Raw genomic sequence first — 25,247 nt, 5'->3', positions numbered from 1 at the left:
GGACCGAAGCCCTGGCAGACTTCCTCCACACCTACAACCACCACCGCTGCCACACCGCACTCGACGGACACCCGCCCATCAGCCGCGTCAACAACGCTCCGGGTCAATACACCTAGCCGGGGCATCAGCTGGGTCTCATCATTGCGGTTCCCGCCGGTCAGCGACGCAGCGAGCGGGATGCCCTGCCCGTCGACGAGGCCATGGTTCTAGCTGCCCGGCCGTGCGCGGAAGACCGGGCTGGGCCCGCTCTGGGGCCAGCCGAGCAGCCGCGACGCGGCTGGAGTCACTCACCGCCCTCGATCGGTCCAGCTGCTTCGCCGACCGCAGCTTCGTCAGCAGCCCCCTGTCCCAGGTCCAGGAAACAAGTGGCTGCGCGGATAGGGGCGGTTGGGGAGGCTGGTGGCAGAGCGGGTACGAGTCCTGGCGATCACGGAGTGGCGACATGGGGTGATCGTTGGGGGGACTTGTACCTGTTCTGCCTTCCTGGCTGACCGCACCTCTGCGGGTGCGGTTCGCGGCCCTGTTGCCAATGCCCCCGGAGTTCCACCGGGTCCCGGGCCATCCGTTGGGCTGTCGGCATTCCGCTGGGACAACCGACCGACCGCCACCCGTGAACACACACCCGATGGCGCGTCGTGCGCTTCACTGCTCGTCGTCGAGGCCCTCAACGTCGACAGGCTGCCTTCCGTTGAACGTCACGAGGATTCCGTGGGGGTCCGCCAGCCGGAACCTGCTCTCCGTGAAACGGATTGCCCAGGTTTGGTCGGCCCAGACGGTTGCTTCGGGAGCTGCCAGTGGCAACTCCGGAAGGTCGAGCCAGCCCAGTTCCTCAGTTGTGAGTTGGAAGTGCGATTCCCGGAGTCGGGTGCGGCAGTACGCCAAAGCTTGGTCGACGAAGACATCGAAGTGGCTCACGACGTCGTGGGCGAAATGGAGGGTGGCCTCTTCTGGCGGGGCGGCCGGCTCGATCACCAGACTGATCGCGTTCTCGACCGCGCCTGTCGGCTCCGGGAAGCAACCGGTCCAGCAGGCCAGCGATGGAGGGCTCTCCATCCTTCTCAACACAACCCCGGCGATACGCACGGTCGCGGGCAGTTTCGCGTCAACGCCAGGCTCTTCAGCGCCCGAGCTTCTCGTGGGTGCGCCGTTGTCGGTCATCGGCTCAGCATAGGTCAAGCCTGGTCACGATGATGATCGACAGCCGAGGCACGTAGCCACTTGTGCCCTCCGGCCCAAGCCCTGTTCGCGCGGTCTGTAAGCCGAAGCAGCCGCAGAACGCGACGCCGCTCCCGAGGCCGCGCAGCTGTACGCCGCCCTTGCGGTGTACGAAGCCGCCTACTTCGGCTCGGACCATGCCAGCACCCGCGGCGACCGGCACAAGCACGCGTTCTGGACGGGCGAAGCGGATGATCCGGCTACAGTTCGCGACCTGAACACCGAGGTGTCGCGACCGTCATGTGTGTATCCCAGACCCGAGGACCATCCCCGCGCGCGAGGGGAGCGGAGCGGACACCCACACGGCCCGTGGCGAGTCCCCACAACCTCACAGAACGCCCCGCCCACCAGGCACAACACACGAGGTCGGTTGACGGGTTGGTTCATCGGACTTGTGACGAGATGCCATAGGGGACATCCGGGTGAGATCCCTCGCGTACCGCAACTGACCACACTGCCCCCGCAGTCGTCCTGTGCAGTGGCACGACGACCAAGGAGGCACCTGTGACTGGTTTCCAGGCTTTCACCTCAAGCTCTGCCGAGCTGATGGATCTCGACCCCTACCGCTTCCCCGCCGCCCTCGACGACCTGCCCGAGCCGATCCCGACAGAACGCGACGCCGGCCCGCTCTCCGCACCCAGCCCCAGGACCCGCCTGTACCCGCCCCTCGAGCCGGCCGACCGCCGTCGTCTGGAACTGCACGCAGCCCTCACCACCGCGGGCATCGCGCCCCGGCCCGGCGATCTCGACGCCATCGAGGCCTTGTGCCGGCTGGACGACACCACCCACGCCGCGCTGCAGCGATGGATCAACCACTCCGACTGAGCGCCGGCCGACGCCTTCCACACCACGTGCACCGGCTCACCTGCCGCAAGAGGTCTCAGAGCTCCAGCGGAGACAGCGCCCCACCAGAGGGCTCGACGAAGCCGGCCGGGCGAGCGCTCCCACCGTGCCCGAGGTTCGTCACGCCCGCCTGACGACCCACACTGCCGCGATGTGGCCCGGGCTGATCCCCGACACGTTGGCGGCCCCGGCCGCGCCGTGGCGCAGGGCCACCACCTGGCCTGCTTCCCGATCAGCTCGCCCCGCCTCCGGCCGGACATGCTGATCGGGTGCCCTGGGGTGAGACTGGACTTCGATGGTGTTTCCTGAGCCCGCTGTCAGGCCCCGAGAGGCCGCGGCTGAAATGGGGCCGCCTTGAAGCCGCTGGATGTCGTGCTGCTGGTCCTTGTCGCGGGTGTCCTCGTGGTCGCCGCCGTCTCCCTGTTCATGGTCAGGAAGGACAGAGGAGGCGACCAGCAGGAGGACCGCGACCCGGACGCGTTCCGTTCCGCGACCGGACTCATCGCGGTCGTGGCCAGTGACCTCGCCATTGTCGTCGCTGGGGTCTGGGGTATTGCGAACCTGGGGAAGAACGGCGAACACGTCGTCCCCATCCTCACGAGTGCCTTCACCGCCGTCACGGCGATCACGACGGCCTACTTCGGGATCAAGGCGGTCGCCAACACGGCGAGGGAGGCCATCGGGGCCGAAACGCGGGCTCGCCTGCAGGGGCCTGCCGGACCGGAAGGTGGGACCGGCCCGCAGGGGCCACCCGGGGACCAGGGCCCACGAGGGCCAAAGGGCCCCCCGCGTCCGGTCAAGTCACCTCCGAAAGCCACGTCACCACGGACGCGAGGCGCTAAGGGGCGGCGGTGATCGCTTCCAGGTTGTCCCGGGCGTCGGCGTAGCGGTCGGTGAGCTCCAGGTTGGCGAAAGCTGGCCGGCGGTCGTCCGCCTGCCAGTGGTCCAGTGGGGTCAGACCGCCGCTGTCGGTCGGATGTCGGCGATATGTCGGTGACCGGCGGCATCGTGGACACCGAGTTGCTCCGCCGAGCAGCCGCCATCAGGCCTCAAGGGAGCTCCCGTCATGTCTCAGACCGTATCCGCGAACAATCGGGTGTACCTGGTCACCGGTGGAAACGCGGGCATCGGGTACTTCACCGCTGAGCAGCTCGCCGGCACCGGTGCCACGGTGGTGTTGGGCAGCCGAAGCGCCGAGCGGGCTGAAGCCGCCATGGACGCGATCCGCGCGCGGGTGCCCGGAGCGCGGGTGCGGTCGGTGGGCTTGGACCTCGCCGACCTCGGCTCCTTGCGGGCATCGGCGGAATCTCTAGAGGTGGAGCACCTGGACGCGGTGGTCCACAACGCCGGCGTGCTCCTCGAAGGGCCGGACCGGAAGGAGACGAGGGACGGTCATGAGATCCATTTCGGCACCAACCACCTCGGGCACTTCGCGCTGACCCACTGGCTGATGCCGCTGCTGGAGGCCGCACCGTGCGCCCGCATCGTGACCGTCGGCAGTTTCGCCGCCAAGTCGGAACGCCTGGACCTGCACGATCTGCAGACCCGTACCGACTACCGGGCCAAGACCACGTACGCCCGGTCGAAGCTGGCCCAGATGTACTTCGGCTTGGAACTCGACCGCCGGCTGCGCGCCGCGGGCAGCCCTGTGTCGAGTGTGGTGGTGCACCCAGGCGGGGCACTGGACTCGCTCACCCCGTCACGGCCGCCTGTGCACGTACGGAAGGCCGGGGTGGCGCTGCGTGCGGCGCCCGCCGGCCTCGTGCTCCAGGGCAAGCACGCCGGCGCCCGGCCCGCGGTCCGGGCGGTGCTCGACCAGCGGATCCCCGGAGGGGAGCTGTGGGGCCCGCGCATCTTCGGCCTGCGAGGCCGGCCGCACCGCGAACGACTGTGGGCCCAGCTGGAGGACGCTGACACAGGACGCCGGCTGTGGGACGCGAGCGTGGACGCGAGCGGTGTCGCGCCCGCCGCCAACCACCGATAGCCCCCGGACTGCGGGGCGGCCTGGCCGAAGCATCCGCCCAGCCTCGCCCCCTGGTCGATGGGGCGGCACGGCAGATGTCTGCGAGCCCCGCCCGATGCGTCAGCCGGTGCATACGGCGCAGCGGAGGGCGCCGCCGCGCGGTGCGGCGGTGCCGCGGAGTGCCGTGTGGTTCCGGTGGCCCCGTCGCGGTGCGAAGGCCGGTCGGATGCGGCAGCATCGACGTGACCTGGGAATGCGCGGGGAGCGGGAGAGACGGAGGCGGCAGCATGGCAGCAGGTTGGGAGCCCCGGCCCTCGGCCGACGCCGAAGGAGCCGAATGGCGGCCGGTTCTGGACGTGCCCCCGCCGGGGCAGCAGCGGCGCTGGACGGTACTGCTGCGCTGGCTGTTGCTCCTGCCGCAGTTCATCGTCGTCGCCGTGCTGTCGTTCGCCGCGTTCTTCGTCACGATCGCGGCCTGGTTCAGCGCCCTCGTCCTGGGCCGTCTGCCCGAGTCGATCGCGTCTTTCCTTGGCTCGGTCCTCGCCTACCAGACCCGGGTCTCGGCAAGTGCGGCTCTTCTCGTGGACCGATACCCGCCGTTCGCCTTCGACGCCCCCGAATATCCGGTGCGCATCGAGCTGCGCGCCACCCCGCTCAACCGGCTGGCCGTACTGTTCCGGCTGATCCTGATGATTCCAGCAGCGATCATCAGCAGCCTCGCGCAGACCGGCTGGTTCGCGGTCTGCTGGGTGTTCTGGCTGATCGGCATCGTCCTGGGCCGTCTGCCCGAGCCGGTCTTCGGTGCAACGGCCGCCGTCGTCCGGTACCGGATGCGGCTGGGAGCGTACGCGATGATGCTGACTCCGGTGTATCCCAAGGGACTCCTGGGTGACACGCCCGACCCAGTCGCGCAGCCCTCGTACTCCGCGACGCGTCCGCTCCGCCTGAGCACCGCCGCGCAGGTACTGGTCTGGCTGTTCCTGTTCCTCGGGCTCGCGGGCCATGTGACCTCGGGCTCGATCGACTACGACGGCTCAGAAGGGCCGCGGACCGAGGAACAGCACTGAAACGACTCGGCCCGTCGGCTCAGGCGAGGCAGAACTCGTTGCCCTCGATGTCCTGCATCGTGATGCACGACTCGTTGACGCCATCGGCGCGCTGCGTCAGCACGTGCTTCGCGCCGAGCGCCGTCAGCCGTGCGCATTCGGCCTCGAGGGTGGCCAGGCGCTCGTCACCCACGAGCCCTGTGCCGACCCGCACATCGAGATGCACCCGGTTCTTGACGACCTTGCCTTCGGGAACGCGCTGGAAGAGCAGGCGCGGGGCCACACCCGAGGGATCCGTACACGCGAAGTAGATCTCGTCCTCGGGCGGCAGCGAGCCGTGGTACTCCCCCCACGTCGCAAAGCCCTCCGGGACCGCCGGTACGACGTACCCCAGCACCTCGCACCAGAAGGCGGCGAGGCGCGCGGGTTCCGCGCAGTCGAAGGTCACCTGGAACTGTTTGATCATTGACATCAGCGCACCATAACAGGGGGCCGTGCCCTTCCCGCCGGCGGTCCGCCGTCCGAGTCGGCGGACCGCCCACGATGCCGGGGTCAGCGCTTGTAGAGGTTGCGTCCCGTCGCCTTGACGGAGTTGCAGGTGCGAGCGGTGTCGGAGCCCGAGTGGACGGCCGGCGGCCTCGTGCCGTCGTAGTTCACGGTGTACGTGTTGCCCGAGAACGTGTTCCCGCCCCTTCCGCAGGTGTCGGCCCTCGGGAACACCCAGTAGGTGAACATCCCGTGGAGGCCGTTCCCCCGGGTCCTGCCCGTGTAGTCGCGGCCCTTCTTGAAGGTGTTGCCCTGGACCTTGTTGCCGCTGCTGCCGTCACTGGCGCGGACCGGATCGCCCGAGATGACCTGGAACGTGTTCCCCTTCACCAGGTTCCCGTTGCTCCCCGGCGTCCTCTCCCTCTGGTTGAAGGCGAGGTAGACACCGTGGGTGTTCCCCTGGCCCGCGCCCGCCTTGTTCTCCAGGTTGATGAACGCGTTTCCGGTGATCACGGCGTTCGAGACGTAGTTCAGGTGCACGCCGGCGAAACCCTTGCCGCCCCTGACCCAGGCGTTGCCGATCTGCTTGAAGGTGATCCCGTTGACCACGAGTCCCTTGACCGGGCCGTCCCTCCTGGTGCCGGTGGCCTTGATCCCGCCGTCGCCGTAGCGCTGCACGGTGTACGGCCCCTGGAAGTTGAGCTTGGGCGACTTCGGACCGACCTTCGTCCAGTACCCCGCCCGGGCCGCCCGTCCGTCGAAGGTGACAGAGCCCGTCCCCGGCTGAGCGGTGACCGTGACCGTGCCCCTGGCGATGTCCGGCCCCCACTCCACCCCGGCATCCGTATAGGTGCCGCCGCGGACCATGATGGTCGCGTTCGTCGTGTTCCTGGCCTTGAGTACGGCCTGGGCGTCACGCAGGGAGCTCACCGGACTCTGCGCCGAGAGGCCGGCCTTCCCCGCCGCCCGCAGCAGCGACTTCCCCGAGAGCCCGGCGAGCGAGGTCCCGCCGGAACCGACGTACACGGTGACGTCCTCGCCCCCGACCGGAGCGGCCAGCGCCCCCGCCCCGCTCGGAATCAACGTCATCACGACCGTCGCCAGACACGGCAGGCCGACGCGCAGATACTTGCTCATGAATGTTCCTCCCCATCACAGGCCGTGTGCGGCACCAGCGAGTCGTCCCTTCCCGGCACTCGTGCGGCACGAGAGCTGCCCTACTTGTTCCGGGCGGCGGGCCACCCGGATTCGGACACGTCGGCAACCATGTACGGCCGACCTTGCGAGAAACCTTGCGAGCAGCCTTGCATCCCAGGTCAGAGTGGGCCCGCCGGGCCCTTGCCGGCGTGAAGGGGGGAGCACGGCATGCTGGAGTTCCGGTTACTGGGCACATTCGAGGCGTGGGCCGGGGGGCGTCCGGTGGTCCTGGGGCATGCGCGGCAGCAGTGTGTTCTCGCGGTCCTGCTGATCGACGCGGGCCGCCCCGTGTCGGCCGACCGGCTGCTTCACCGGGTGTGGGACGAACGCCTGCCCCGCCGGGGGCGGGAAACGCTCTACGCCTATCTGTCCCGCCTGCGCCGCACACTGGAGCCGTACGGCGCCCGGCTGGTCCGCCGGTCCGACGGCTACCTGCTCGAGGTCGGCGAGGCCGCGGTGGACCTGCACCGCTTCCGCCGCCTGACCGGGCGGGCCCGCGAGGCCGCGGACGACGCCTCCGCCCTGCCCCTGTTCGAGGAGGCGCTGGGGCTGTGGCAGGGCGAGCCGCTGGCCGGGCTGGACTCCCCGTGGCTGCACACCGTGCGCGAGCAGCTGCGGGACGAGGCGTGGGCCGCGGAGCTGGACCGGACCGACGCCCTGCTGCGGACCGGCCGCCACGGCGAATGCCTGCCCGCCCTGCCCGCGCGAGCCGAGCGGCATCCACTGGACGAGCGGGTGGCCGGCCAGCTCATGCTCGCTCTGTACCGCAGCGGACGGGCCGCGGACGCCCTGACCCACTACCGGCAGGTACAGCGGCAGCTGGCCGAGGAACTGGGGGTCGACCCCGGAGCGCCCCTGCGCCGGTTGCACCAGCGGATCCTCACCTCCGATCCGGTACTCGCCCTCCCCTCACCGCAGTCGGCCCTCCCCGCCGGGGCCGACCTCCCGACACCTCGCCAGCTGCCCGCCTGTCCGCGCTGGTTCACGGGCCGGGACCAGCAGCTCGCGGAACTCGACAAAGCTCTGGACGGGTCGGACGCACCGGGCCGGGCGGTGGTGATCTCCGTGATCGGAGGCATCGGCGGAATCGGCAAGACCCGCTTGGTCCTGCACTGGTCCCATCAGAACCTCGACCGCTTCCCGGACGGGCAGTTGTACGTGGACCTGCGCGGCTTCGACGCGTCGGGAGAGCCGCCCGTCGCACCCGCCGTCGCGGTCCGCGGCTTCCTCGACGCCCTGGGTGTGGCCGCCCAGTCCGTCCCGCTGGACGTACAGGCGCAGATCGGGCTCTACCGGAGCCTGGTGCAAGGGCGCCGCATGCTGATCGTGCTGGACAACGCCGCCGACACCGAGCAGGTGGACGCGCTGTTCCCGGGCAGTGCCACCTGCACGGTTCTGGTCACCAGCCGCCGGCGGCTGGCCGGGCTGGTCAGCACCCACGGGGCACGGCTCTTGACGCTGGATGTGCTGAGCGACTCCGAGGCACGGGAGTTGCTGGCACGCCATGTCGGGCACGACCGGGGGGCGGCCGAGCCGGACGCCGTCGCCGGCCTGCTGGAGCACTGCGCGGGGCTGCCCCTGGCGATCAGTGTGGTCGGCGCCCGAGCGGCGACCCACCCGGCGTTTCCGCTCGCCGTGTTGGCCGAGGAGCTCAAGGACGAGTCGGCACGGCTCGACGCCCTGGACGCGGGGGACCTGACGGCGAACGTGCGCGCCGCGTTCACGGTGTCGTACAACGCGCTGACGCCCGGGGCGGCGGACGTGTTCCAGCTGATGGGACTGGCCCCGGGCCCCGAGATCGGCCTGGCCGCCCTCGCCGGCGTGATCGCCTGGCCGGCCCCGGTCCTACGGGCGACGCTACGGGAACTGGAGAACGCCCACCTCATCCAGCAGCCCGAACCCGGCCGCTACCGCCTGCACGACCTCGCACGTCTCTACGCGGTCGAGCGCGCGGCGGCGGAACGGGCCGACGGCAGCGACGAGGCCCTTCTGAGAGTGATGGACTTCTACCTCGAAACGGCCGGCACAGCGGCCCGGCGGCTGGACCCGCACCGGGACGACATCCGCCCGGCCACTGTCCGGCCTGGCGTGACTCCGCTGCCCTTGGCCGACCACGATGCAGCCCTGACCTGGTTCACCGTCGAACACGCCGTGCTGCTCAGCGCCATCGACCTGGCCGTCCGAACCTCCCACGACGCGCACGCCTGGCAGTTGGCCCGGGCCGTCGAGACCTTCTTCGACCACCGCGGACACTGGCACGACTGGACCGTCGTCCAGCACATCGCGCTCGAAGCGGCACGACGGCTCGGCAACGAGTCCTGGAAGGCCGCGTCGCACCGTAGTCTCGGCAACGTCTACACCCAGATCGGGCGGCTCGACGAAGGCCACACCCACTTCCGGCACGCCCTGGTCCTCTACGAGGCTCTGGGCGATCGGGACAGCCAGGCCCACACCCACCGAGGCCTGGGCTGGGTGCGCAACCAGCAAGGACGCCAGCGCGACGCACTCGACCACGCTGAGCAGGCCCTGACCCTGTACCGGCAGACCGGCCATCGGACAGGCCAGGCCAAAGCACTGAACAACATCGGCTGGCTCAACATCGCGCTCGGCGACCACCGGGCCGCACTCACGTACTGCACCCAGGCGGTGGAGCTCAACCAGGCGATCGCCGACCGGCAGGGCGAAGCAGGGGCATGGGACAGCCTCGGCTACGCACACCACCACCTCGCCGAGTACGCCGACGCCCTCGACTGCTACCGACGGGCCCTCGTGCTGGATCGCAGCTTCGGCGACCGGTACGGCGAGACGGAGATACACCACCACCTCGGCGACACGCACCACGCCCTCGCCGACACCCAGGAGGCCCGGCGTGCCTGGCGCCGGGCCCTGGCGATCGCCGACGAGATCGGCCACCCCGCCACCGCCGAACTGCGCCGCAAACTCGGCGACTGAGACCCCACGAGCGGATGCCCGGTGTCACCCGCCAGCATCCCTGCCACCGACGCCACGATCGCCAGCGCCGGCTGGGCGATGTCGGCGCCGGCGACGAGGAGTTCGCGGAGCCGCTGGACGCGGGTGCGGGCGATCGCTGTGTCGGGCTCCGGCTCGGCGGTGATGCGGGCGAGATCGTGGACCGCGTCAGCCGCCTCCTCGCGGTCGGCGTCGGGGAGGTCCCTGCTGTTCAGGACCAGCGTGAGCAGGTGGGTCAGCTCGTCCCGAGCGGGGGCTGCCGCATAGGTGTGCTGGAAATCGCGTACGACCGTGTCCACCGGCTTGTTGATGAAGGTGGTGTGGGTGCCCTGGAAGTAGAAGTTCTCCGTCACGGTGGCTCCTGCTGGTCCCGAGTGGATGACGACACGGCAGTCGGTGAAGTGGTGTCCGGGGTGCTCGGCCGCCACGGACGCGGGAACGAGGGCGTCCGGGACGGCCTGCTCGGCGGCGCGGACCCGGGCGAACGCCTCGCTGTCGGCGACCCGGTCGGCCGACGGCGACACGCCAAGGCGCTGGATGGCGGCCTGCACGGAGACGGGAGCACCGAACGAGTACCGGATGCGCCGGAAGTAACGCTCGTGCCAGGACTCTTCCGGGGGCCTGGCCGTGGGTCCGATCAGGCGGGCGAGGTGGCCGAAGAGCGTGCGGAACCAGGGCGGGGTGGCCTCCTGGACGGGGAAGACGATCCGGTCAGCCTCACCTGGTGCGCCGGCCGCGGTGTGCGCCGGGGCCAGCAGGACCAGGCAGGGAAGCAGAGCGGGATCGGCACCGAGGGCGGAGGCCACCTCGTAGGCCCCTTGAGCGTCGTACGGCTGCCAGTCCAGCCAGCGCAGCGGCGCCAGGACGCGGTACACCTCGGGCTCCAGGTGCCGGCGCCAGTACCGCTTGACCGCGTCCGGGCCGCGCTGCTCCTCGACGACGAAGAGGCGGGTCGCCGATGCTCAGCACCAGCAGGTCGCCGTCGGCCAGATCCGCCCGCTCCAGCGGGAGGTGGTCCGGCAGCTTCTGGTCGGAGGCAGGATCCGCCAGCCACACTCTTGACGGCCGGGAACCCTTCGCCGGCTTGGCCAGACCTGTACGCAGTGCCGCTTCCAGGCAGCGCGTACGCCGCTCGCCGACGGTGGCGCAGCCGTCTGTGTCCACAGCCACAGCGCGTTCGAGGAGCTGACCGTCCAGCCTGTGCCAGTCCGCGTTGCTGTCGTCCGGCGCCCTTGCGGCTCCGGCGACCCGAAGGAGAGCCTCGATCTCCTCCAGGTACCCGGCGCCGAACGATGCGTGGCGGGTGACGGACCAGTCCCCTTGCCGTACCGCTGCGTGCACGCGCATCGGTTCTCCCTGTCGCCTCGCTCGCCCCACGAGTCAACCACGCTGTCATTATGGGATGTTGGAGAGTGGCTGTCAGGTACACCGGTGCGGAACGTCAGGGACAGTGCGGGCTGCGGGGCCCTCAGGTCACGTCTGAGCACCCACGTGGTATGCGACAGTGCCGTCATGCTGATCGTGATGGCCGGCCTGCCCGCAGCGGGCAAGAGCTCGGTCGCCGAGCGACTGGGACAGGCGCTGCCTGCCGCGGTAGTGGCGGTCGACCCTGTAGAGGCGGCGATGTGGCGTGCCGGCGTGGACCGCGGTCAGCCAACAGGCCTGGCGGCCTACCTCGTTGCCGAAGCAGTGGCCGACGGTGTGCTGACGCTGGGCCAAAGCGTGATCGTCGACGCGGTCAACGCGGTGGAGGCGGCTCGCCGGCAATGGCGGGCAGTGGCCGACCGCCACCGTGTGCCAGTGGCGTTCATCGAGGTGGTGTGCTCAGACCTGCGGGTTCATCGGCAGCGATTGGAGCGCCGATCCCGCGGCATCGTCGGCTTCGAGGAGCCGACTTGGAGAGCAGTTCAGGAACGACGGGCCGAGTACGAGCCCTGGACCGACCACCGGCTGGTGCTCGATTCGACCGCGAACCTGGCCTCGAACGTGGCGAAGGCCCAGGAGTATGTGGCCATCGCGGCACAAACCCCACAGCCCGCGCCCTGAGAAAGCCGCGAACCGCACACCCTGCCGCGGGCGGCCGGTTCCGCCAGCGTGCCGGCGGATGAGAGTGAGCGGCCCTGTCCGGCCATCGCTGGCAGCGCGGCTCCACGAGGCAACACCGTGCCCTGGACCGCACTCCCGCCGGCACCACTTACCCTTCACGACTTCGGACCATGCGCCTCGCCGAGGGCGGGGCACCGCGTCGGTACTCCCCATCGGTTCTCCTCCGTCTGGTCGGCGATGCGCAGGCCCTTGCCGACGATCCAGGCGGCGGAGGCGAGCGCGAGCGGGTCGTCTGCCTGCTAGGCGACGCCGGGGCGGGTCACCTTGCCGCCGTCGGCGACCGGTACGGACACCCCGGTCATGCCGTCAGCTCGTTGACGCCTTGCAGCCCGGCACCCGCGCCAGCCGCACGATCATCGCCGCTCGCGACTGCGCCGCTCCGGGCGGATGGATCACGTGGTGATCTACCTCGATGCATTCACCCTCGGACTGATCACGGCATGGGAGCACGAGCGTTGCCGGCACTGGCCCGACAGCTCCCATCCGCACTCCCTCGTCCCTCGGAACACCGTCGTCGACGACAGCGGACCCCCGATCGACGCCGCCCTGACGCAGAGCCTCTCAAGGAGCCTGGGATGAGCCAGCGGACAGTAGCCGGCAATACCGCACCGGCGACGATGCGGGCCGTCGTCGTCACCCGGCCCAGCGGCCTGGACGCACTGGAGATCAAGGATGTGCCGGTGCCCGTACGCAAGCCCGGCTGGGTGCGAATCCAGGTGAAGGCGTTCGGAGTCAACGAGTCCGAGATCACCACCCGCAAGGGCGATTCGGATGCATCGGTCACCTACCCGCGCGTTCCCGGTATCGAGGGCGTCGGCGTGATCGATGAGGCGCTGCCGGAGATGTTCCAGACCGCGTGCGGCTCCCTCACCACCGGCCTCGGCCTGCGGGCGGGGCAGACGCTGCTGATCCGCGGCGGCACCTCCACGGTCGGGCTGAGCGCGGCCACGATCGCGAAGGACCTCGGAGCCCCCGTGCTGTCCACCACCCGCAGCCCGGACCGGGCCGGGGAACTGCGGGCCGTGGGCGTCGACCATCCCCTCGTCGACGACGGCACCCTCGCCGACCAGGTGCGCGAGCTGATGCCGGACGGCGTCGACGCCGCACTGGAACTGGTGGGCTCTGCTTCACCGGAGCCCTGGCGGGCCAGTGGACGGTCCCCGACTTCACCCCGTTCATGACCCCAACGGGGTGCGGCTGACCTCCTACGGCGGTCAGGCCGCCGACCTCCCGGCCGACGTCTCGCCCACGAGCTCCAGGCCATCGCCGAAGGGCGCCTCAAGGTCCCGGTCGCGAGGTCTACCGCGGCCTGGAGCAGGTCCGTGACGCCCATGCCGACCTCGAGTCCGGCAGCACCCCGGGCAAGCACGTCGTCATCCTGGACGGCTGAGAAACGAGCCGTCGGGGCGTCGCGCTCCGCTCACGGACCGGTCGTGGCTTCGCGGGCCGCGAACGCGGCCGGCGGGATGCCGGTGCGGTCGCGGAAGAAGCGCCCGAAGTTCGCGGGATCGGTGAAACCGAGGTGAGCGGCCACAGCGCGGGCGTCCCAGCAGGCGCCGGGCTTCGAGCAGCCGCCGCTCGTCGATGAGCTCGCGCACCCCCTTGCCGGTGGCCTCCCGGGCGGCGCGGCTGAGGGTGCGGACCGAGGAGCCGAGCAGGTCGGCGTAGTCCGCGGCCCGGTGTAGTTCGCGGAAGTTCAGCTCCAGGGCGTCCACCAACCGGGAGTGGTCGACGTCGTGCCGCAGTGCACCCTCGGTTACCGCGATGAGGTAGTGGAAGGTGGCACGGCCTGGACGGGGCGGGTTCCACGGCCAGTCGTCGTGCTGGGCGAAGAAGTCCTCGACGGTGCTCACCTCAAGCCCGTACGGAGTGCCGACCGGGGGCTGGAAACCGTACAGCGGTACCTCGGCCGGTCGGGCCTGGCCGCTCGGGCGGGGGTGTCGCCTGTCGACCATCACGTGTCCGCAGCCTACTGCCCTTTTTGTCGAGTTCGGGGGAAGGATAGGACGGGCCGCCGCGACCGCCGAGACATGCGACGCCCCTGCCCGCGCCCATCCGAGGAAGGCAACGCCCATGAACGGATCTACCCTGCACAAGACCGCCGCCGAGCGCGGTGACGGCGTCGACACGGATCTCGTCGGGGAACTCGTCACCGAGTCCCACCGGCTCGTCGTCTCCCGTCCTCCCCAGGCCGAGCGCCCCGTCGACCCGCACACCTACGGCAGCACGACGCGGGCGGCCCGGTGAGCGCGGCCGGTGACCGGCTCCAGGACACCGCCCGCCAGGCGGCGCTCGCGTTGCCCGGGACGGACCACGGTTACCCGTTCACGGAGCACCTGGATGTGTACAAGGTCGCGGGCAAGGTGTTCCTGATCGTCACCGACGACCCGGACGAACAGATCATCACGGTCAAGTGCGAACCCGAACACGCCCGCGCGCAAGTGAGCCGCTACGCCACGATCACACCGGGCCGCTACCTCGACAAACGGCACTGGATCTCACTCGGCCCTGGCCCCGGGATCACTGAAAGACTGGTCACCGACGCGGTCGAGGACTCCTACGACCTGGCCGTCGAGCGGCTGCCGCGACGCGACCGCCCTGGTGCTCGATGAGCGCCGCGAGCGCCTGAGCCCCCGCTCGCCGGCGGCCGTGCGACGCCCGCCGCACCCGTACACGTACGCCTTCGACGCGAGAGACCGATGGAACAGGAACCGACCCTGCCGTTCTTCTACGAGGAGCCCACCCGGCCACTCGCCGACCGCCTGCGCCCCACACAGCTCGAAGACGTCGTCGGGCAGGACCACCTCCTGGCCCCGGACGCCCCGCTGGGCCGCATGGTCGCCCAGCAGCGCCTCGGCTCCGCCATCCTGTGGGGGCCGCCCGGCGTCGGGAAGACGACCATCGCCCGGCTCCTCGCGGACAGCAGCAACCTGGCCTTCGAACCGGTGTCGGCCACCTTCTCCGGCGTAGCCGAACTGCGCAAGGTCCTCGTCCTCAAACGCCTCGACGAAGCCGCGCGGATCCGCTGGGAGATCCGCGACGACATCCACGAAGCCTTCCTCACCCTCGGATGCGCACTGATCTGCTGGCGACGGCTGAACTCAACTATTGCTCACTAGTTTTTCTGCAGGGTGCGGGTGATACCGGCGATGATGGCGGTCGTCAGCATCCAGCCGAAGGCGATCAGCAGGTAGGCCAGCCACTGGAGGCTACTGTTCGGCCAATACCACCCCGTGCGCTGACCCAGACCACCGAGGGGGATCAAAAGGTCAAGCGTGTAGACGAGGGGCTGGAACGGGCTGCCTTCGTCTCGTTTGACCGGGCTGGGAGAGTGAGTGCTAAAGGCCAGCGTGCCCAGTAGGGTCAGCGCGAGGAGCCAGACGCCAGCCAGCCAGGGCCGATAGCCATAGCCCACCGTCACGTCCAGCAGGTGCCCCCATACCCGGGCCGGCGGGGACAGGGTGAGACGCCGGTGGCGCTGCTTGGCCAGGAGCACGCGGCGGGCGTCATCGTCATGGCCGATTTGCCGATACCAGCCCGCGAGTTGCTCGTACGGCTGCGGGACATAGCCAGGATTCCGGCGGACCCAGGCCAGGCGACGGGCCACCTCGTCCCTCGCAGGCGGTCCGTCGTCGCCTGCCGCGGACGGGGCGTCCCCGAATCGGATGGACCCGTAGGTGAACCCTTCCAGGAGCACCTTCCTCGGCCAGCTCTGCTCGCTGTCCTGACACCAGGCGGCCTGGGCGGACCGGAGATCCACCAGTCCTGAGAGCGGTGCTGCGGTTCTGTAGTCGAAGTCGCCCACGTGCATGGATACGCAGTCCAGGGCTACGCCATCCCCGTTCAGATGGGCTCCTTCGAAGGTCAGCAGACCTTCTATTCGGGCCCTTCGCAGCAGTACGCCTCCCTGCGCGGTGAACCCCTGCGAGCAGTCCACCGTCGAAGCGGCCATACTTCCTGCGGCAAGTGCGACGCCCGCGGTGTTCCCCAGCCGTGCGCCTTGCAGGAACAGGCCGCTGAGCAGCTTTGCGCCGGGCAGCCGCAGTCCGCCTTGCGTGGTGAGCCGCTGGCCGAAGACGCCGCCATCCAGGACGAGGCCGCCCGCGCGCACTGCCCACTCTTCCGGGCCCGAGATCCTGGCATCCGAGATCACCAGATTCCCGGCCATACGAGCGTTGACGAGTATGAGGGAGCCGCCTTCGAGAGTCGACCGCCTCAGGTCCAGGTCACCCTCGATTCGGGCGAGCTCGGCGTTGATCCCCGGCACCCAGCTGTCCGTTATCTCGATCGTCCGGGTCGTCGCACCGTGCAGTTGCACCGCCTCGTCCAGCCGACAGCCCTGCAGCAAGAACGTGTGACTGATCTCCGCCCCGGACAGGTCGAGACGACCGGTGATACGCGCGCCGGTGAGTCGCAAGGCGGCTACGGTGCCAGACCGGTCTTCGTTCGCGCCGAGCAACAGCGTCGCCACGACGGCCGCGCGGACAGTACGGTCGGGGCCCCACCGGTCACCCGCAGCGGGAGCGTCCGCGTCGGGTACTCCTGTGCGCAGGTCAACGCGACGCCCCTCAGGGAAGGCGTCCCACAGCTCGCGCTCCGGCGGGGTCATCTCGTCATAGGACAGCACCCATGCAGAGTAATGATCTACTCACTCAGGCGCGCCAAGCGGGTAACCGGTTCATTCCGTTAGGAGTTCTAAGAACGGTTCGACCGGAAAGGCGCTGTTCCACGCCCCCGCGTGCTCCGCACGATGTACGGGTGTCCGATGATCGTCCTGTGGAGCCGTCCGGCTCGACCCCCAACCAGAGGCGTGCCGGCGGCGGCGGACCTTGGGTGACGCTGTCGAGCAGTGCCGTGGGGGCGAGGGACCGCTTCGCCTGGTACTCCGACCAGGTCCAGCAGTACATCCTCCCCATCGCGCTCTCCACGCCGCACGCGCAGGATTTCCGTTCTGAGGTGGCCGCCCTCCAACTCGGCGCGGTGCAGGTAGCGCACTTCACGTTCCCGCCGCTGCGGGCAGCCCGTACTGCACGGCACATCCGGCAGGTCGACCCCGAGGCCTACCAGCTGGGGTGGGTGCGGAGCGGGACCATGGGCTGCACCCAGCTCCGCAACGACGGGTTCATCGCCGCGGGCAACATGGTCCTCTTCGACACCTCGCACCCCTTGGAGGCCGAAATCCGGACCGGAGATGCCGTGGCCGAGGTGACCATCCTTCGCATCCCGAGAGGCGCCCTCTCCCTCCCCACCGCGCAGACCGACCAGCTCCTTGCCCGACGGCTACCACACGACACGGTGAGTGGTGTCCTGCTCAGCCAGCATGTGGACACCCTCGTCGCGCAGGCGTCGCGGCTCGGCCCAGCCGAGACCCACCGGCTGGGCGCCGTCATCGCCGACCTCGTCACCTGCTTCGCCGCCGAGGTACTCGGAAGAGCGGAGCTCGCTCCGGCTGAGTCCCGCACAGCGGAGCTGCGCGCCCGGATCGTCGCCTTCATCAGCCTCCATCTGCACAACCCCGACCTGAGGCCGGCTTCCATCGCCGCCCACCATCACATCTCGCTCCGGACCCTCCACACCCTGTTCCGGCACGAGCCCGCGACGGTCGCGGCTACCATCCGGCGCCTACGGCTGGAACGGTGCCGTGCCGACCTCGCCGACCCACGGCTGCGCGAGCTGCCTATCGCTGCCCTCGCAGCCCGATGGGGGCTGCTCCTGCCGGCGGAGTTCAGCCGGGCCTTCAAGGCCGCGTACGGGGTGAGCCCGGGAGAGTTCCGTGCGGAGATGTTTCGCCTCCGGTGATCCGCGCGGAACCACAATCCGTCACGCACGCACACACAAGCCGACAGGCCGGACCGGCCGGACGATGGAGCCTCACCGCCCGAAGTGGCGGCCGGATCACCGGGCCCGGGGGCGAATCCACTCCGCCCCGACCCGTGACCGGCGCCGGCCCGGGCACCTACCTTGCGGAGAGGAAGTCCGTTGAAACTGAACCTTCGTGGCATCGCCACCGCCACCGCCCATGCCCGACAGCAGGGATCGATGCGTAAGCGTGTCGCCCTGGCAGCAGTCGCGATGCTGGTCGCATCCGGGTCCGCGACCGGGACGGCTGTCGCGGCCGAAGCACCGTCCGGGATCACGGCGGCCAGCGCCGTGACCGTCATCCAGCCCATCAAGCTCAGCACTCCCCCCGGCCCCGAGTCGTTCGACAACTGCCTGCACACCCAGGCCTGTGTGTGGCAGAGCACCAACGGCACCGGGCAGATGTGGGTGGTGCCTTCGGCCGGTACCTTCGTCCTCGCCAACGTCGACATGAACAACAAGATCAGCGCCCTGTGGAACAGGAGCGGCGGCACGATGGACCTGTACGACGTGTACAGCGGTGGCCGCTGCTCCAGCAGCGTGGGGCACTACACCCCTTACGGGCCCGCGGTCAACGTCCCGACCGGCGTCAACGACACGGCCAGCTGCCTCACGCTCTACTAGGCCCGGCAGCCCGGAACGCACCGCCCCCCGATCGCAGCGAGGGGCGGTTTCGGGCCCCGCGGTAGGCCACCGGTCACACCTGGCCGGTGCACGTGCTCGCCGTCACTCGACGGAGGGGATGTGCGCCGGTCGCTGCCGGATCAACCGCCCGGCCGAACGCGCCCGCTGCTGGACAGCTAGGGGCGAACGCTCCAACTCGTCGTGGTCGCGGTCCACGTTGGAGTACCACGCGTACGTCGCACCCTCAGTCCGCATCGGCCAACCGATAGGCCTGTGGCCGGCGCTGTGGCACAGCCTGTCGCACCGACAGGACGTTCCACGGCAGCTGCGATGCGAGCTGTTGATCGCTCTGCATGCCGGAGACCGCGTGCTGAGCCTCCTGGACGTGCTCCCCGACGACTTCACCCCGCTGGCGAGGGTGACCTCACGCGAAGAAGGCATGCAGGTAAGGCGACTGCTCGACCGTGCTCCTTCGGTCAGGGAATGGCTACTGCGGGAGAGTGAGGGCTCGGACCGGCTGTGACTGGCATCGCCAGCGCGGCCAGCCTTCGCAAGGGGTCGTAGCACTCGGCCGCGTCGCCCTCGTCCGTCCCCGAGCGACGGCAGCACCTTCTTCGCGTCGCAGCGCACCCAGCAATCAGCCCCGGCCGCGAGCCTGTCCGCACCCCGCGCGCTGAACTGGCCGGTCAGCGCCGTGGGCTTGCGGTGGCGGTGAACGTGCCCGTGCAAGATGCTGCCGGCGCCACCCGCGCCCGCCGTACCCGTGCGCTTGCCCTCGCCCGTCGGTGTGGAGTCCGGCGCCGGCTTCGGCCGCGTCCGTCATGGGTCAGGGGCGGTGGCGCAGTGTGCTCGGCCACCAGACTGTGGGGCCGATGTCGCGGACGAGGGCGGGGACCAGGAGGGAACGGACGATCAGGGTGTCGAGGAGGACGCCGAAGGCGACGATGAAGGCGATCTGGACGAGGAACGCCAGCGGGATCACTCCGAGCGCCGCGAAGGTCGCGGCGAGGACGACGCCGGCCGAGGTGATGACGCCGCCGGTGGCGACCAGGCCTCGGCGCAGGCCCTCGCGGGTGCCGTGGAGCTGGGTCTCCTCTCGTACGCGTGACATGAGGAAGATGTTGTAGTCGACGCCGAGTGCGACGAGGAAGACGAATCCGTACAGCGGGACGGCCGAGTCGGTGCCGGTGAACCCGAGGACGTGTTCGAAGACGAGGGCCGAGACGCCCAGTGTGGCCAGGAGGTTGAGCGCGACCGTCGCCACCAGGAGGACGGGCAGCAGCAGAGAGCGCAGCAGGCCGATCAGGATCACCAGGATGATCGCGAGGACGACGGGGACGATCAGCCCCCTGTCGCGAGCCGCCGTGACCTGCGTGTCGTACTGCTGGGCCGTCGTACCGCCGACGAGGGCGTCGGCCCCCGGCACCGCGTGCAGGGCGGCGCGCAGCGCGGCGACGGTTTCCTTGGCGGCGTCGGAGTCCGCGGCGGCCTTGAGGGTGACGTCCAGCCGGACTCGGCCGTCGACCACGAGGGGGTGCGGGGCGCCCGGGGGTGTGTAGGGGGTCGCGGACGCTACTCCGTCGACCGCTTCGACGGCTGTTCGGACCTGGTGTTCGGCGGACGCGTCCGTGATGACGACGGCGGGATTGCCGGCGCCGCCCGGGAAGTGTTCGCTCAGGCGGGCCTGGGCGGCGACGGACGGAGCCTCGTTGACGAAGATCTCGTCGAGCGGCACGCCTTTGGAGTCCAGGGTGAACGAGAACGCGGCGCAGGCGAGGAGCGCCGCGAGGGACGCGGCCCAGACCTTGCGCGGTGCGCGGTCGACGAGTGCCGCGACCTTGCGCCAGGCGGGGTGGGCCGTCTCGGCGTCCGTGGTGGCCTTGGGGCGGGCGGGCCAGTACGCGGCGCGGCCCAGCAGGACGAGGGCGGCGGGGAGGAACGTCACCGTGCTCAGGACTGCGCAGGCGATGCCGATGGCGCCGACGGGGCCGAGGGCGCGGTTGTTGGTGAGGTCGCTGAGGAGCAGGGCCAGCAGGCCGAGCGCGACGGTGGCGGCGCTGGCGACGATCGGGCCGAAGGACTGTCGGAGGGCGGCGCGCAGGGCGGGGACGCGCGCGCCGTCGCGGGCGCCCAGTTCCTCGCGGTAGCGGGCGGCGAGGAGCAGGGCGTAGTCGGTGGCGGCGCCGATGACCAGGATGGACAGGATGCCCTGCACCTGGCCGTCGACACGGACGAGGTCGTGGTCGGCGAGGACGTAGACGACGGCGCAGGCCAGGCCGAGCGCGAACACGGCGCTGGTGATGATCAGCAGGGGGAGCAGGACACTCCGGTAGACCAGGAGCAGGATGGTCAGGACGGTCACCAGGGCGACGACCAGCAGGAGTCCGTCGATGCCGGCGAAGGCGTCCCGCAGGTCGGCCTGGGTCGCGGCGGGGCCGCCCAGCCATGCCTCGGTGCCCGGTACGGCGGACACGGCCGCGTCGGTCGCGGCCAGCACGTCGGGTAGTGCGTCGCCGAGGTCGGGCCGCAGCGGGACGACGCCTCGGAGGGCCTTCCCGTCCTCGGAGGGGAAGGCTGGGGACGGTGCGCCGACCACGCCCTCGGTGCCGTCGAGGGAGGCCAAGGCCCGGGTGGCGGCGGCCTGAGCGCCCGGGGCGAGGGGGCCGCCGTCCCGGGCGGTCCAGACGACCAGGACGGGGAGGGTCTCCTCCTGGCGGAACGCTTCCTGGGCTTGGAGGACCCGGGTCGACTCGGCGCTGCGGGGCAGGAAGGCGGCCTGGTCGTTGGTCGCCACCTCGCCCAACTTCCCCGCGTACGGGCCGAGTCCGCCTCCGACGGCCAGCCATACGACGAGTACCAGCGGTGGCAGCAGTCTGCGCACCCAGCGTGCGGGTGTGGACATGGGACGCTCCCCTGAGATCTCTCAGCAGTCAAGTATTTCAATGATTGAGGGATATTCAAGCATGGGCGGCGCTCGGGCTCGGTCTGCAGGGGTTTCCTCAGCGGCGGGGAGCGCGGAGCGTGCCGAGCTCCTCGTTCAGGGCGTTCAGGTAGCGCAGGACGACCGCGAGTTCGTCCTCGGAGAAGCGGTCGTTGGCGCGGCCCGCGGCCTCGGCCAGGGGCAGGAAGTGGGCCCGTGCCGAGGCGCGCGCGCCGGGGGCGTAGTGGACGCGCACCACCCGGCGGTCGTCCGAGGCCCGGCTGCGCCGGATGTGACCCGCCCTCTCCAGGCGGTCGAGGCAGGCGGTGACGGCGCCTGAGGTGAGCCCCAGGTGCTCGCGCAGAAGCCCGGGGGTGCACGTGTCCGGGTGGTCGAGCACGAAGGCCAGCGCGTGGACGTCGGTGGGGTGCAGGCCCTCGTCGGCGGCGAAGCCGTGGACCAGGCGGTTCATCTCGCCGATCGTGCGGCGCAGGGCGACCGCGAAGTTCTGGAGGGCGGTCGGATTCCTGGCGCCCGGCGGCGTCGCCTGCGCCTTGGCCGCGTTCGCCTCGTTTGCCGCGTTCACCGTCTCCGTCGCGTCCGTCGTCACCGTGTCCGTCTGTGCATCACCCACTCGCCCAGCCTAAGCGGACGCCTGCGGTGGCGTGGAGCCGACCACCACCGCCTCCAGGGTGGGCGCCGCGGCCGCCAGCGCGATCGAGGGGCGGGCGCAGCTACAGCGCCCGCCCCCACCTCCGTACAGCCGGACCGAGCTCAGCCCGAGAGCCGCCCCGTGGCCGTCAGCTCGGCCACGCTGGTCCACGGGCCGCGGTTCCCCGCCTCCGACAACGCCCGCAGCCGCAGATAGCGGCCGGACTTCGCGGTGAACGACACCTTGGTGGCCGCCGCCGTGTCCGGGAAGGTGCCTGTGGCCACGGGGGCGCCCCAGGAGGTCGTGCTGTCGGACACGTACACCTCGTAGGAGCCGATGCGGCCGTTGACTCCCCCGTCCTGTCGGGGCAGCTGGGTGAGGGAGTCGACGTCGTAGCGGGCGCCGAGGTCGATCTGGATCTCGTGCGGGAGTGCGGTGGCGCCGTTGGACCACTTGGTGTGCCAGTGGGTGGACGGCTTGCCGTCGATGGCGTTGGCGGCGGCGCCGTTCTCGGAGGCCGTCTCCTGGCTGTCGGCGTAGCGGACGCTCCAGCCGGCCTGGCTGATCGGGCTGCTCGGAGCCGTACCGCCGACGGCGGTCCCGGCCGGGACGGTCAGGCCGGTGGCGGTGAACGCGAAGGCGGCACCGGTGCTGCCGGTCTTCACCCAGAGCGTGCCCGAACGGTCGGCGGCGTCGTAGAACCAGCCGGTGGTGGCGGCGTTGTAGGCGGCCCTGCTCGCCAGCGCCGGGAGCGTGGTGGTGCCGACCTTGACGGTGCCCGGCGCGTTCGCGCTGCGCAGGGTGAACTCGTAGCCGCGCGCGGCGGGCTTGCCCGTGTACGAGCCGGTGCTGGCGCCCACCGAGACGGTCACGTCGCCCGTACCGGACGCGGGCGCGGTGACGTCGACGCGCTGCCGCGCGGAGGCGCCGGTCTTGTAGGCGCGGGTGACGCCGTCGTCCTCGTAGAGGGTGAAGGACGAGGTGCCGCGCGGCTGGATGTCGTACGTGAGGGTGGAGACGGGCTTCTCGCCGGTGTAGTTCATCTGCGGCCACATCGGCACGATCGCGCCGGCCTTCACGAAGAGCGGCAGGGTGTCGAGCGGGGCGGAGTAGCCGTCGAGCCAGCCGGGTCCGTTGTAGACCTTGCCGGTCCAGTAGTCGGTCCAGCTGCCGGCCGGCAGGTAGATGCCGTCGCGGGTGGTGGTGTCGGTGACGACGGGGGCGACGAGGAGGGAGTCGCCCGCCATGAACTGCCCGCTGGTCTGGTTCCCGCGCGCCACCGGGTCGTTCGGGTACTCCAGCACCATGGCCCGGGTGGACGGGACGCCGGTGTCGGTGGCGTTGCGGCTCATGGTGTACAGGTACGGCATCAGGCGCATCTTCAGCTGCAGGTACTTGCGGTTGATCGACAGGTAGGGCTCGGAGAAGCGCCAGGGCTGCTTGTCCTGGTAGCCGGCGGAGGGGTTGACGGGGCCCCACCCGGACATCGTCATGAACGCCGGGGTGAGGGCCTTCCACTGGAGGTCGCGCACGTACGTCTTCGGGCTGCCGCCGAAGATGCCGTCGATGTCGCCGCTCGCGTAGTTCAGGCCGGACAGACCCGCGCCCGTGACGGCGGGCACGTGCCAGCGCATGGCGTCCCAGGTGCCGGAGGTGTCGCCGGTCCACACGACGGCGTTGCGCTGGGTTCCGGCCCAGCCGTCGACGGTCCAGACGAAGCGGCGGGCGTCGGAGTTGGACTCGATGCCGTCCACGGCCTGCTGCACGCCCTTGAAGGCGGTCTTGTAGCCGCCCCCGATCCACGCGACGTCCGTCTTCACGGCCCGCGAGCCGGCCGTGCCCACCTCCCAGCCGATGCCGGAGAGGCCGGTGGAGGTCCACAGGCCCGTCTGGAATCCCTTGGCCTTCAGCTGCGTGACCGTCTCGGGGAGGCTGGTGTAGGCGCAGCCGTAGCCGTCGTTGGGGAGGAACCAGCCGGAGGGCATGTCCGCGGCGCGGGCGTCCGTCGCGTACCCGACGACGTCCGGGGTCGTCTGGTGCCGGAGCCGGTCGTGGGCGCCCTGGTAGTCGGGGTTCGAGGCGTTGAAGCAGTCGGCGTTGCCGAGTTCGAGGCCCCAGATCGGGGCGAGGAAGGGTTTGCCGGTGACGTCGGTGTAGCCGTTCAGGACGTCTTTGAGGGAGCCGCCGGCGAAGTACCAGGCGTCGAAGCGGTTCTCGTTGTGGCGCAGGGAGGTCGGCGCGGTGAAGGAGTACGAGCCCGGGGACCAGGTGTTGCGCATGACGCCGTAGCCGTTGGTGGACATGTAGAACGGCGCGGGGCTGGCGTTGGTGTTCTCGGCCCACTGGTTGGAGACGGTCACGGGCACGGTCTTGTCCCGCAGCGCCCACTCGCCGAGCCGCAGCCCGGTGCCGTAGAACTGCTCGTCGGCGGCCCGGGTGAGGTACTGGGTGGTCTGGGAGCCGGTCCAGTTGGTGGGCTGCGCCTCCGACCACAGCACGGTGGTGTCGTCCGACCGGTACAGGGCGAACGTCATCGGGGACTTGTTGATCCGCAGGCTGACGGCGGAGGTGCCGATCCGGTAGTACGAACCGGCGTCGGTCAGGGTGGCGCCCACGGCGCCGAACGCGGTGTTGACGGCGAGGTCGCCACCGGCCGGGTCGTCGGTGAACGCCCCGTTGGGCGAGAGCCAGATTCGGAAGACGTCCGCCCGCGCCATCACGATCCGCGCGGCGGCACCGCTCGACGTGGCGACCGTGAACGTGTCGCCGGACCGGGTGACCCCGGTGGCGTCACCGGCGGTGGCGGCCCGCGCGGACGACGCGGGCAGGACGACGGACAGGAGGGCGGCGATCAGGACGGCGGCGAGCGCCAGGGCGGTGCGTCTGACGCCCCGTCGCGGGCGTGGCGGGGTGGGCAGGGCTGCGGCTGTCATGCGGCTGGTTCTCCTCACGAGGTCTGCGGCGCCGGGAACGCCGGGCAGTGGTCGTTGGAGCTGCCCCGCGCGTGGGGGCGTGAGACATGGACATGGCAGCAGCGGGGCATGGATGACGTCAAGTGCTCAAACAGGCATGGTTACGCGCAAGTTCAAGCATTCGAGGGGGAAGGGGTGGGGTGGTGGTGAGGAGCGGCGCGGTGGGCCCGCTCGTCGGAGACATGGCGGGGGGGGGGGGGGGGGCGGGCGGGGGGGGGGGGGCGGGGCGCGCGGGGGGGGGGGGGGGGGGGGGGGGGGGGGGGGGGGGGGGGGGGCGGCGGGCGGGGGGGGGGGGGCCCCCCCCGGGGGGGGGGGGGGGGGGGGGGGGGCCAGCCCGCGGGGGGCGGGGACGGCAAGGGCCGGCGGGATCGATCCGCAGGGGCCGCAGGGGCCG

At 70.7% G+C, this 25,247-nt stretch carries 19 protein-coding genes and 3 pseudogenes; 12 read left to right on the top strand and 10 right to left on the bottom strand.

Annotated features, from left to right (window positions below):
- Nucleotides 1-116: pseudogene (locus ACZ3ZE_RS36905) on the top strand (IS481 family transposase); the annotation flags it as partial.
- Nucleotides 117-642: 526 nt separating this feature from the next.
- Here ACZ3ZE_RS36905 and ACZ3ZE_RS36900 read toward each other — a convergent pair.
- Nucleotides 643-1,158 carry a hypothetical protein gene (locus ACZ3ZE_RS36900; RefSeq protein WP_467262185.1) on the bottom strand — a complete coding sequence of 172 codons (516 nt, stop codon included), beginning with the start codon at nt 1,156-1,158 and terminating at the stop codon, nt 643-645.
- A gap of 561 nt (nt 1,159-1,719) precedes the next feature.
- Here ACZ3ZE_RS36900 and ACZ3ZE_RS36895 point away from each other — a divergent pair.
- Nucleotides 1,720-2,040, top strand: coding sequence for a hypothetical protein (locus ACZ3ZE_RS36895; RefSeq protein ID WP_363292955.1), 321 nt, complete (start codon nt 1,720-1,722; stop codon nt 2,038-2,040).
- A gap of 138 nt (nt 2,041-2,178) precedes the next feature.
- Here the strand turns inward: ACZ3ZE_RS36895 and ACZ3ZE_RS36890 are convergent, their stop codons facing one another.
- The gene (locus ACZ3ZE_RS36890) at nt 2,179-2,640 is read right to left on the bottom strand and encodes a hypothetical protein (protein WP_361176397.1); all 462 of its coding nucleotides are present in this window, start codon (nt 2,638-2,640) and stop codon (nt 2,179-2,181) included.
- 484 nt (nt 2,641-3,124) lie between these two features.
- Here ACZ3ZE_RS36890 and ACZ3ZE_RS36885 point away from each other — a divergent pair, with 484 nt between their 5' ends.
- Together ACZ3ZE_RS36885 and ACZ3ZE_RS36880 are read left to right on the top strand one after the other, a co-directional pair.
- On the top strand, nt 3,125-4,042 hold the full coding sequence (locus tag ACZ3ZE_RS36885) for an SDR family NAD(P)-dependent oxidoreductase (RefSeq protein ID WP_467262183.1): 918 nt from the start codon (nt 3,125-3,127) through the stop codon (nt 4,040-4,042).
- A 266-nt stretch (nt 4,043-4,308) separates the two neighbouring features.
- Complete coding sequence (locus tag ACZ3ZE_RS36880) at nt 4,309-5,088, top strand: DUF4389 domain-containing protein (RefSeq protein ID WP_467262181.1); 780 nt, start codon at nt 4,309-4,311, stop codon at nt 5,086-5,088.
- Nucleotides 5,089-5,107: 19 nt separating this feature from the next.
- On the opposite strand, the gene ACZ3ZE_RS36875 is transcribed toward ACZ3ZE_RS36880, so the two are convergent.
- Nucleotides 5,108-5,539: a VOC family protein gene (locus tag ACZ3ZE_RS36875; RefSeq protein WP_361176403.1), complete on the bottom strand. Its 432-nt coding sequence runs from the start codon at nt 5,537-5,539 to the stop codon at nt 5,108-5,110.
- An 80-nt stretch (nt 5,540-5,619) separates the two neighbouring features.
- Nucleotides 5,620-6,690 carry a right-handed parallel beta-helix repeat-containing protein gene (locus ACZ3ZE_RS36870; RefSeq protein ID WP_467262179.1) on the bottom strand — a complete coding sequence of 357 codons (1,071 nt, stop codon included), beginning with the start codon at nt 6,688-6,690 and terminating at the stop codon, nt 5,620-5,622.
- Nucleotides 6,691-6,918: 228 nt separating this feature from the next.
- Here ACZ3ZE_RS36870 and ACZ3ZE_RS36865 point away from each other — a divergent pair, with 228 nt between their 5' ends.
- From ACZ3ZE_RS36865 to ACZ3ZE_RS36855, 3 genes and pseudogenes are all read left to right on the top strand, one after another.
- Nucleotides 6,919-9,702 carry an AfsR/SARP family transcriptional regulator gene (locus ACZ3ZE_RS36865; protein ID WP_467262177.1) on the top strand — a complete coding sequence of 928 codons (2,784 nt, stop codon included), beginning with the start codon at nt 6,919-6,921 and terminating at the stop codon, nt 9,700-9,702.
- A gap of 1,530 nt (nt 9,703-11,232) precedes the next feature.
- Nucleotides 11,233-11,766 carry a P-loop nucleotide/nucleoside kinase family protein gene (locus ACZ3ZE_RS36860; RefSeq protein WP_467262175.1) on the top strand — a complete coding sequence of 178 codons (534 nt, stop codon included), beginning with the start codon at nt 11,233-11,235 and terminating at the stop codon, nt 11,764-11,766.
- A 635-nt stretch (nt 11,767-12,401) separates the two neighbouring features.
- Nucleotides 12,402-13,216 (top strand): annotated as a pseudogene (locus tag ACZ3ZE_RS36855) (zinc-binding dehydrogenase).
- 30 nt (nt 13,217-13,246) lie between these two features.
- Here the strand turns inward: ACZ3ZE_RS36855 and ACZ3ZE_RS36850 are convergent.
- Nucleotides 13,247-13,784, bottom strand: a pseudogene (locus ACZ3ZE_RS36850) (helix-turn-helix domain-containing protein).
- Between the two features lie 115 nt (nt 13,785-13,899).
- Here ACZ3ZE_RS36850 and ACZ3ZE_RS36845 point away from each other — a divergent pair.
- The 3 genes from ACZ3ZE_RS36845 (at nt 13,900) to ACZ3ZE_RS36835 (ending at nt 14,945) form a co-directional block, all read left to right on the top strand.
- A complete protein-coding gene (locus ACZ3ZE_RS36845; RefSeq protein ID WP_467262173.1) occupies nt 13,900-14,073 on the top strand; it encodes a hypothetical protein in 174 nt (57 codons plus the stop codon).
- Entirely contained in the window at nt 14,070-14,438 is a 369-nt protein-coding gene (locus ACZ3ZE_RS36840; RefSeq protein ID WP_361629704.1) for an MmcQ/YjbR family DNA-binding protein, read from the top strand. The genes ACZ3ZE_RS36845 and ACZ3ZE_RS36840 overlap by 4 nt, the downstream gene beginning before the upstream one ends.
- A gap of 87 nt (nt 14,439-14,525) precedes the next feature.
- The gene (locus tag ACZ3ZE_RS36835) at nt 14,526-14,945 is read left to right on the top strand and encodes an AAA family ATPase (RefSeq protein ID WP_467262171.1); all 420 of its coding nucleotides are present in this window, start codon (nt 14,526-14,528) and stop codon (nt 14,943-14,945) included.
- On the opposite strand, the gene ACZ3ZE_RS36830 is transcribed toward ACZ3ZE_RS36835, so the two are convergent.
- Nucleotides 14,942-16,453 (bottom strand): oxidoreductase, encoded by a 1,512-nt coding sequence (locus tag ACZ3ZE_RS36830; protein WP_467262169.1) that lies wholly within the window; start codon nt 16,451-16,453, stop codon nt 14,942-14,944. The two genes, ACZ3ZE_RS36835 and ACZ3ZE_RS36830, sit on opposite strands and share 4 nt — an antisense overlap.
- Before the next feature lie 206 nt (nt 16,454-16,659).
- Here ACZ3ZE_RS36830 and ACZ3ZE_RS36825 point away from each other — a divergent pair, with 206 nt between their 5' ends.
- Together ACZ3ZE_RS36825 and ACZ3ZE_RS36820 are read left to right on the top strand one after the other, a co-directional pair.
- Nucleotides 16,660-17,625 (top strand): AraC-like ligand-binding domain-containing protein, encoded by a 966-nt coding sequence (locus ACZ3ZE_RS36825; protein WP_467262167.1) that lies wholly within the window; start codon nt 16,660-16,662, stop codon nt 17,623-17,625.
- Nucleotides 17,626-17,865: 240 nt separating this feature from the next.
- Nucleotides 17,866-18,309 carry a peptidase inhibitor family I36 protein gene (locus tag ACZ3ZE_RS36820; RefSeq protein ID WP_361176421.1) on the top strand — a complete coding sequence of 148 codons (444 nt, stop codon included), beginning with the start codon at nt 17,866-17,868 and terminating at the stop codon, nt 18,307-18,309.
- 102 nt (nt 18,310-18,411) lie between these two features.
- Here the strand turns inward: ACZ3ZE_RS36820 and ACZ3ZE_RS36815 are convergent, their stop codons facing one another.
- The 4 genes from ACZ3ZE_RS36815 to ACZ3ZE_RS36800 all read right to left on the bottom strand — a co-directional run bounded on the left by ACZ3ZE_RS36815 (nt 18,412) and on the right by ACZ3ZE_RS36800 (nt 24,814).
- Nucleotides 18,412-18,564 carry a hypothetical protein gene (locus ACZ3ZE_RS36815; protein ID WP_467262166.1) on the bottom strand — a complete coding sequence of 51 codons (153 nt, stop codon included), beginning with the start codon at nt 18,562-18,564 and terminating at the stop codon, nt 18,412-18,414.
- Nucleotides 18,565-19,135: 571 nt separating this feature from the next.
- Complete coding sequence (locus ACZ3ZE_RS36810; RefSeq protein ID WP_467262164.1) at nt 19,136-21,211, bottom strand: MMPL family transporter; 2,076 nt, start codon at nt 21,209-21,211, stop codon at nt 19,136-19,138.
- A 97-nt stretch (nt 21,212-21,308) separates the two neighbouring features.
- Entirely contained in the window at nt 21,309-21,815 is a 507-nt protein-coding gene (locus ACZ3ZE_RS36805; protein ID WP_442304778.1) for a MarR family winged helix-turn-helix transcriptional regulator, read from the bottom strand.
- 188 nt (nt 21,816-22,003) lie between these two features.
- Entirely contained in the window at nt 22,004-24,814 is a 2,811-nt protein-coding gene (locus ACZ3ZE_RS36800) for a TIM-barrel domain-containing protein (RefSeq protein ID WP_467262162.1), read from the bottom strand.
- Between the last annotated feature and the right edge of the window lie 433 nt (nt 24,815-25,247).

This window comes from Streptomyces sp. NPDC023157 (genome assembly GCF_055560575.1).
Note: the sequence above shows the minus strand (reverse complement) of the source record. Positions and strands in the feature narration are given on the sequence as shown.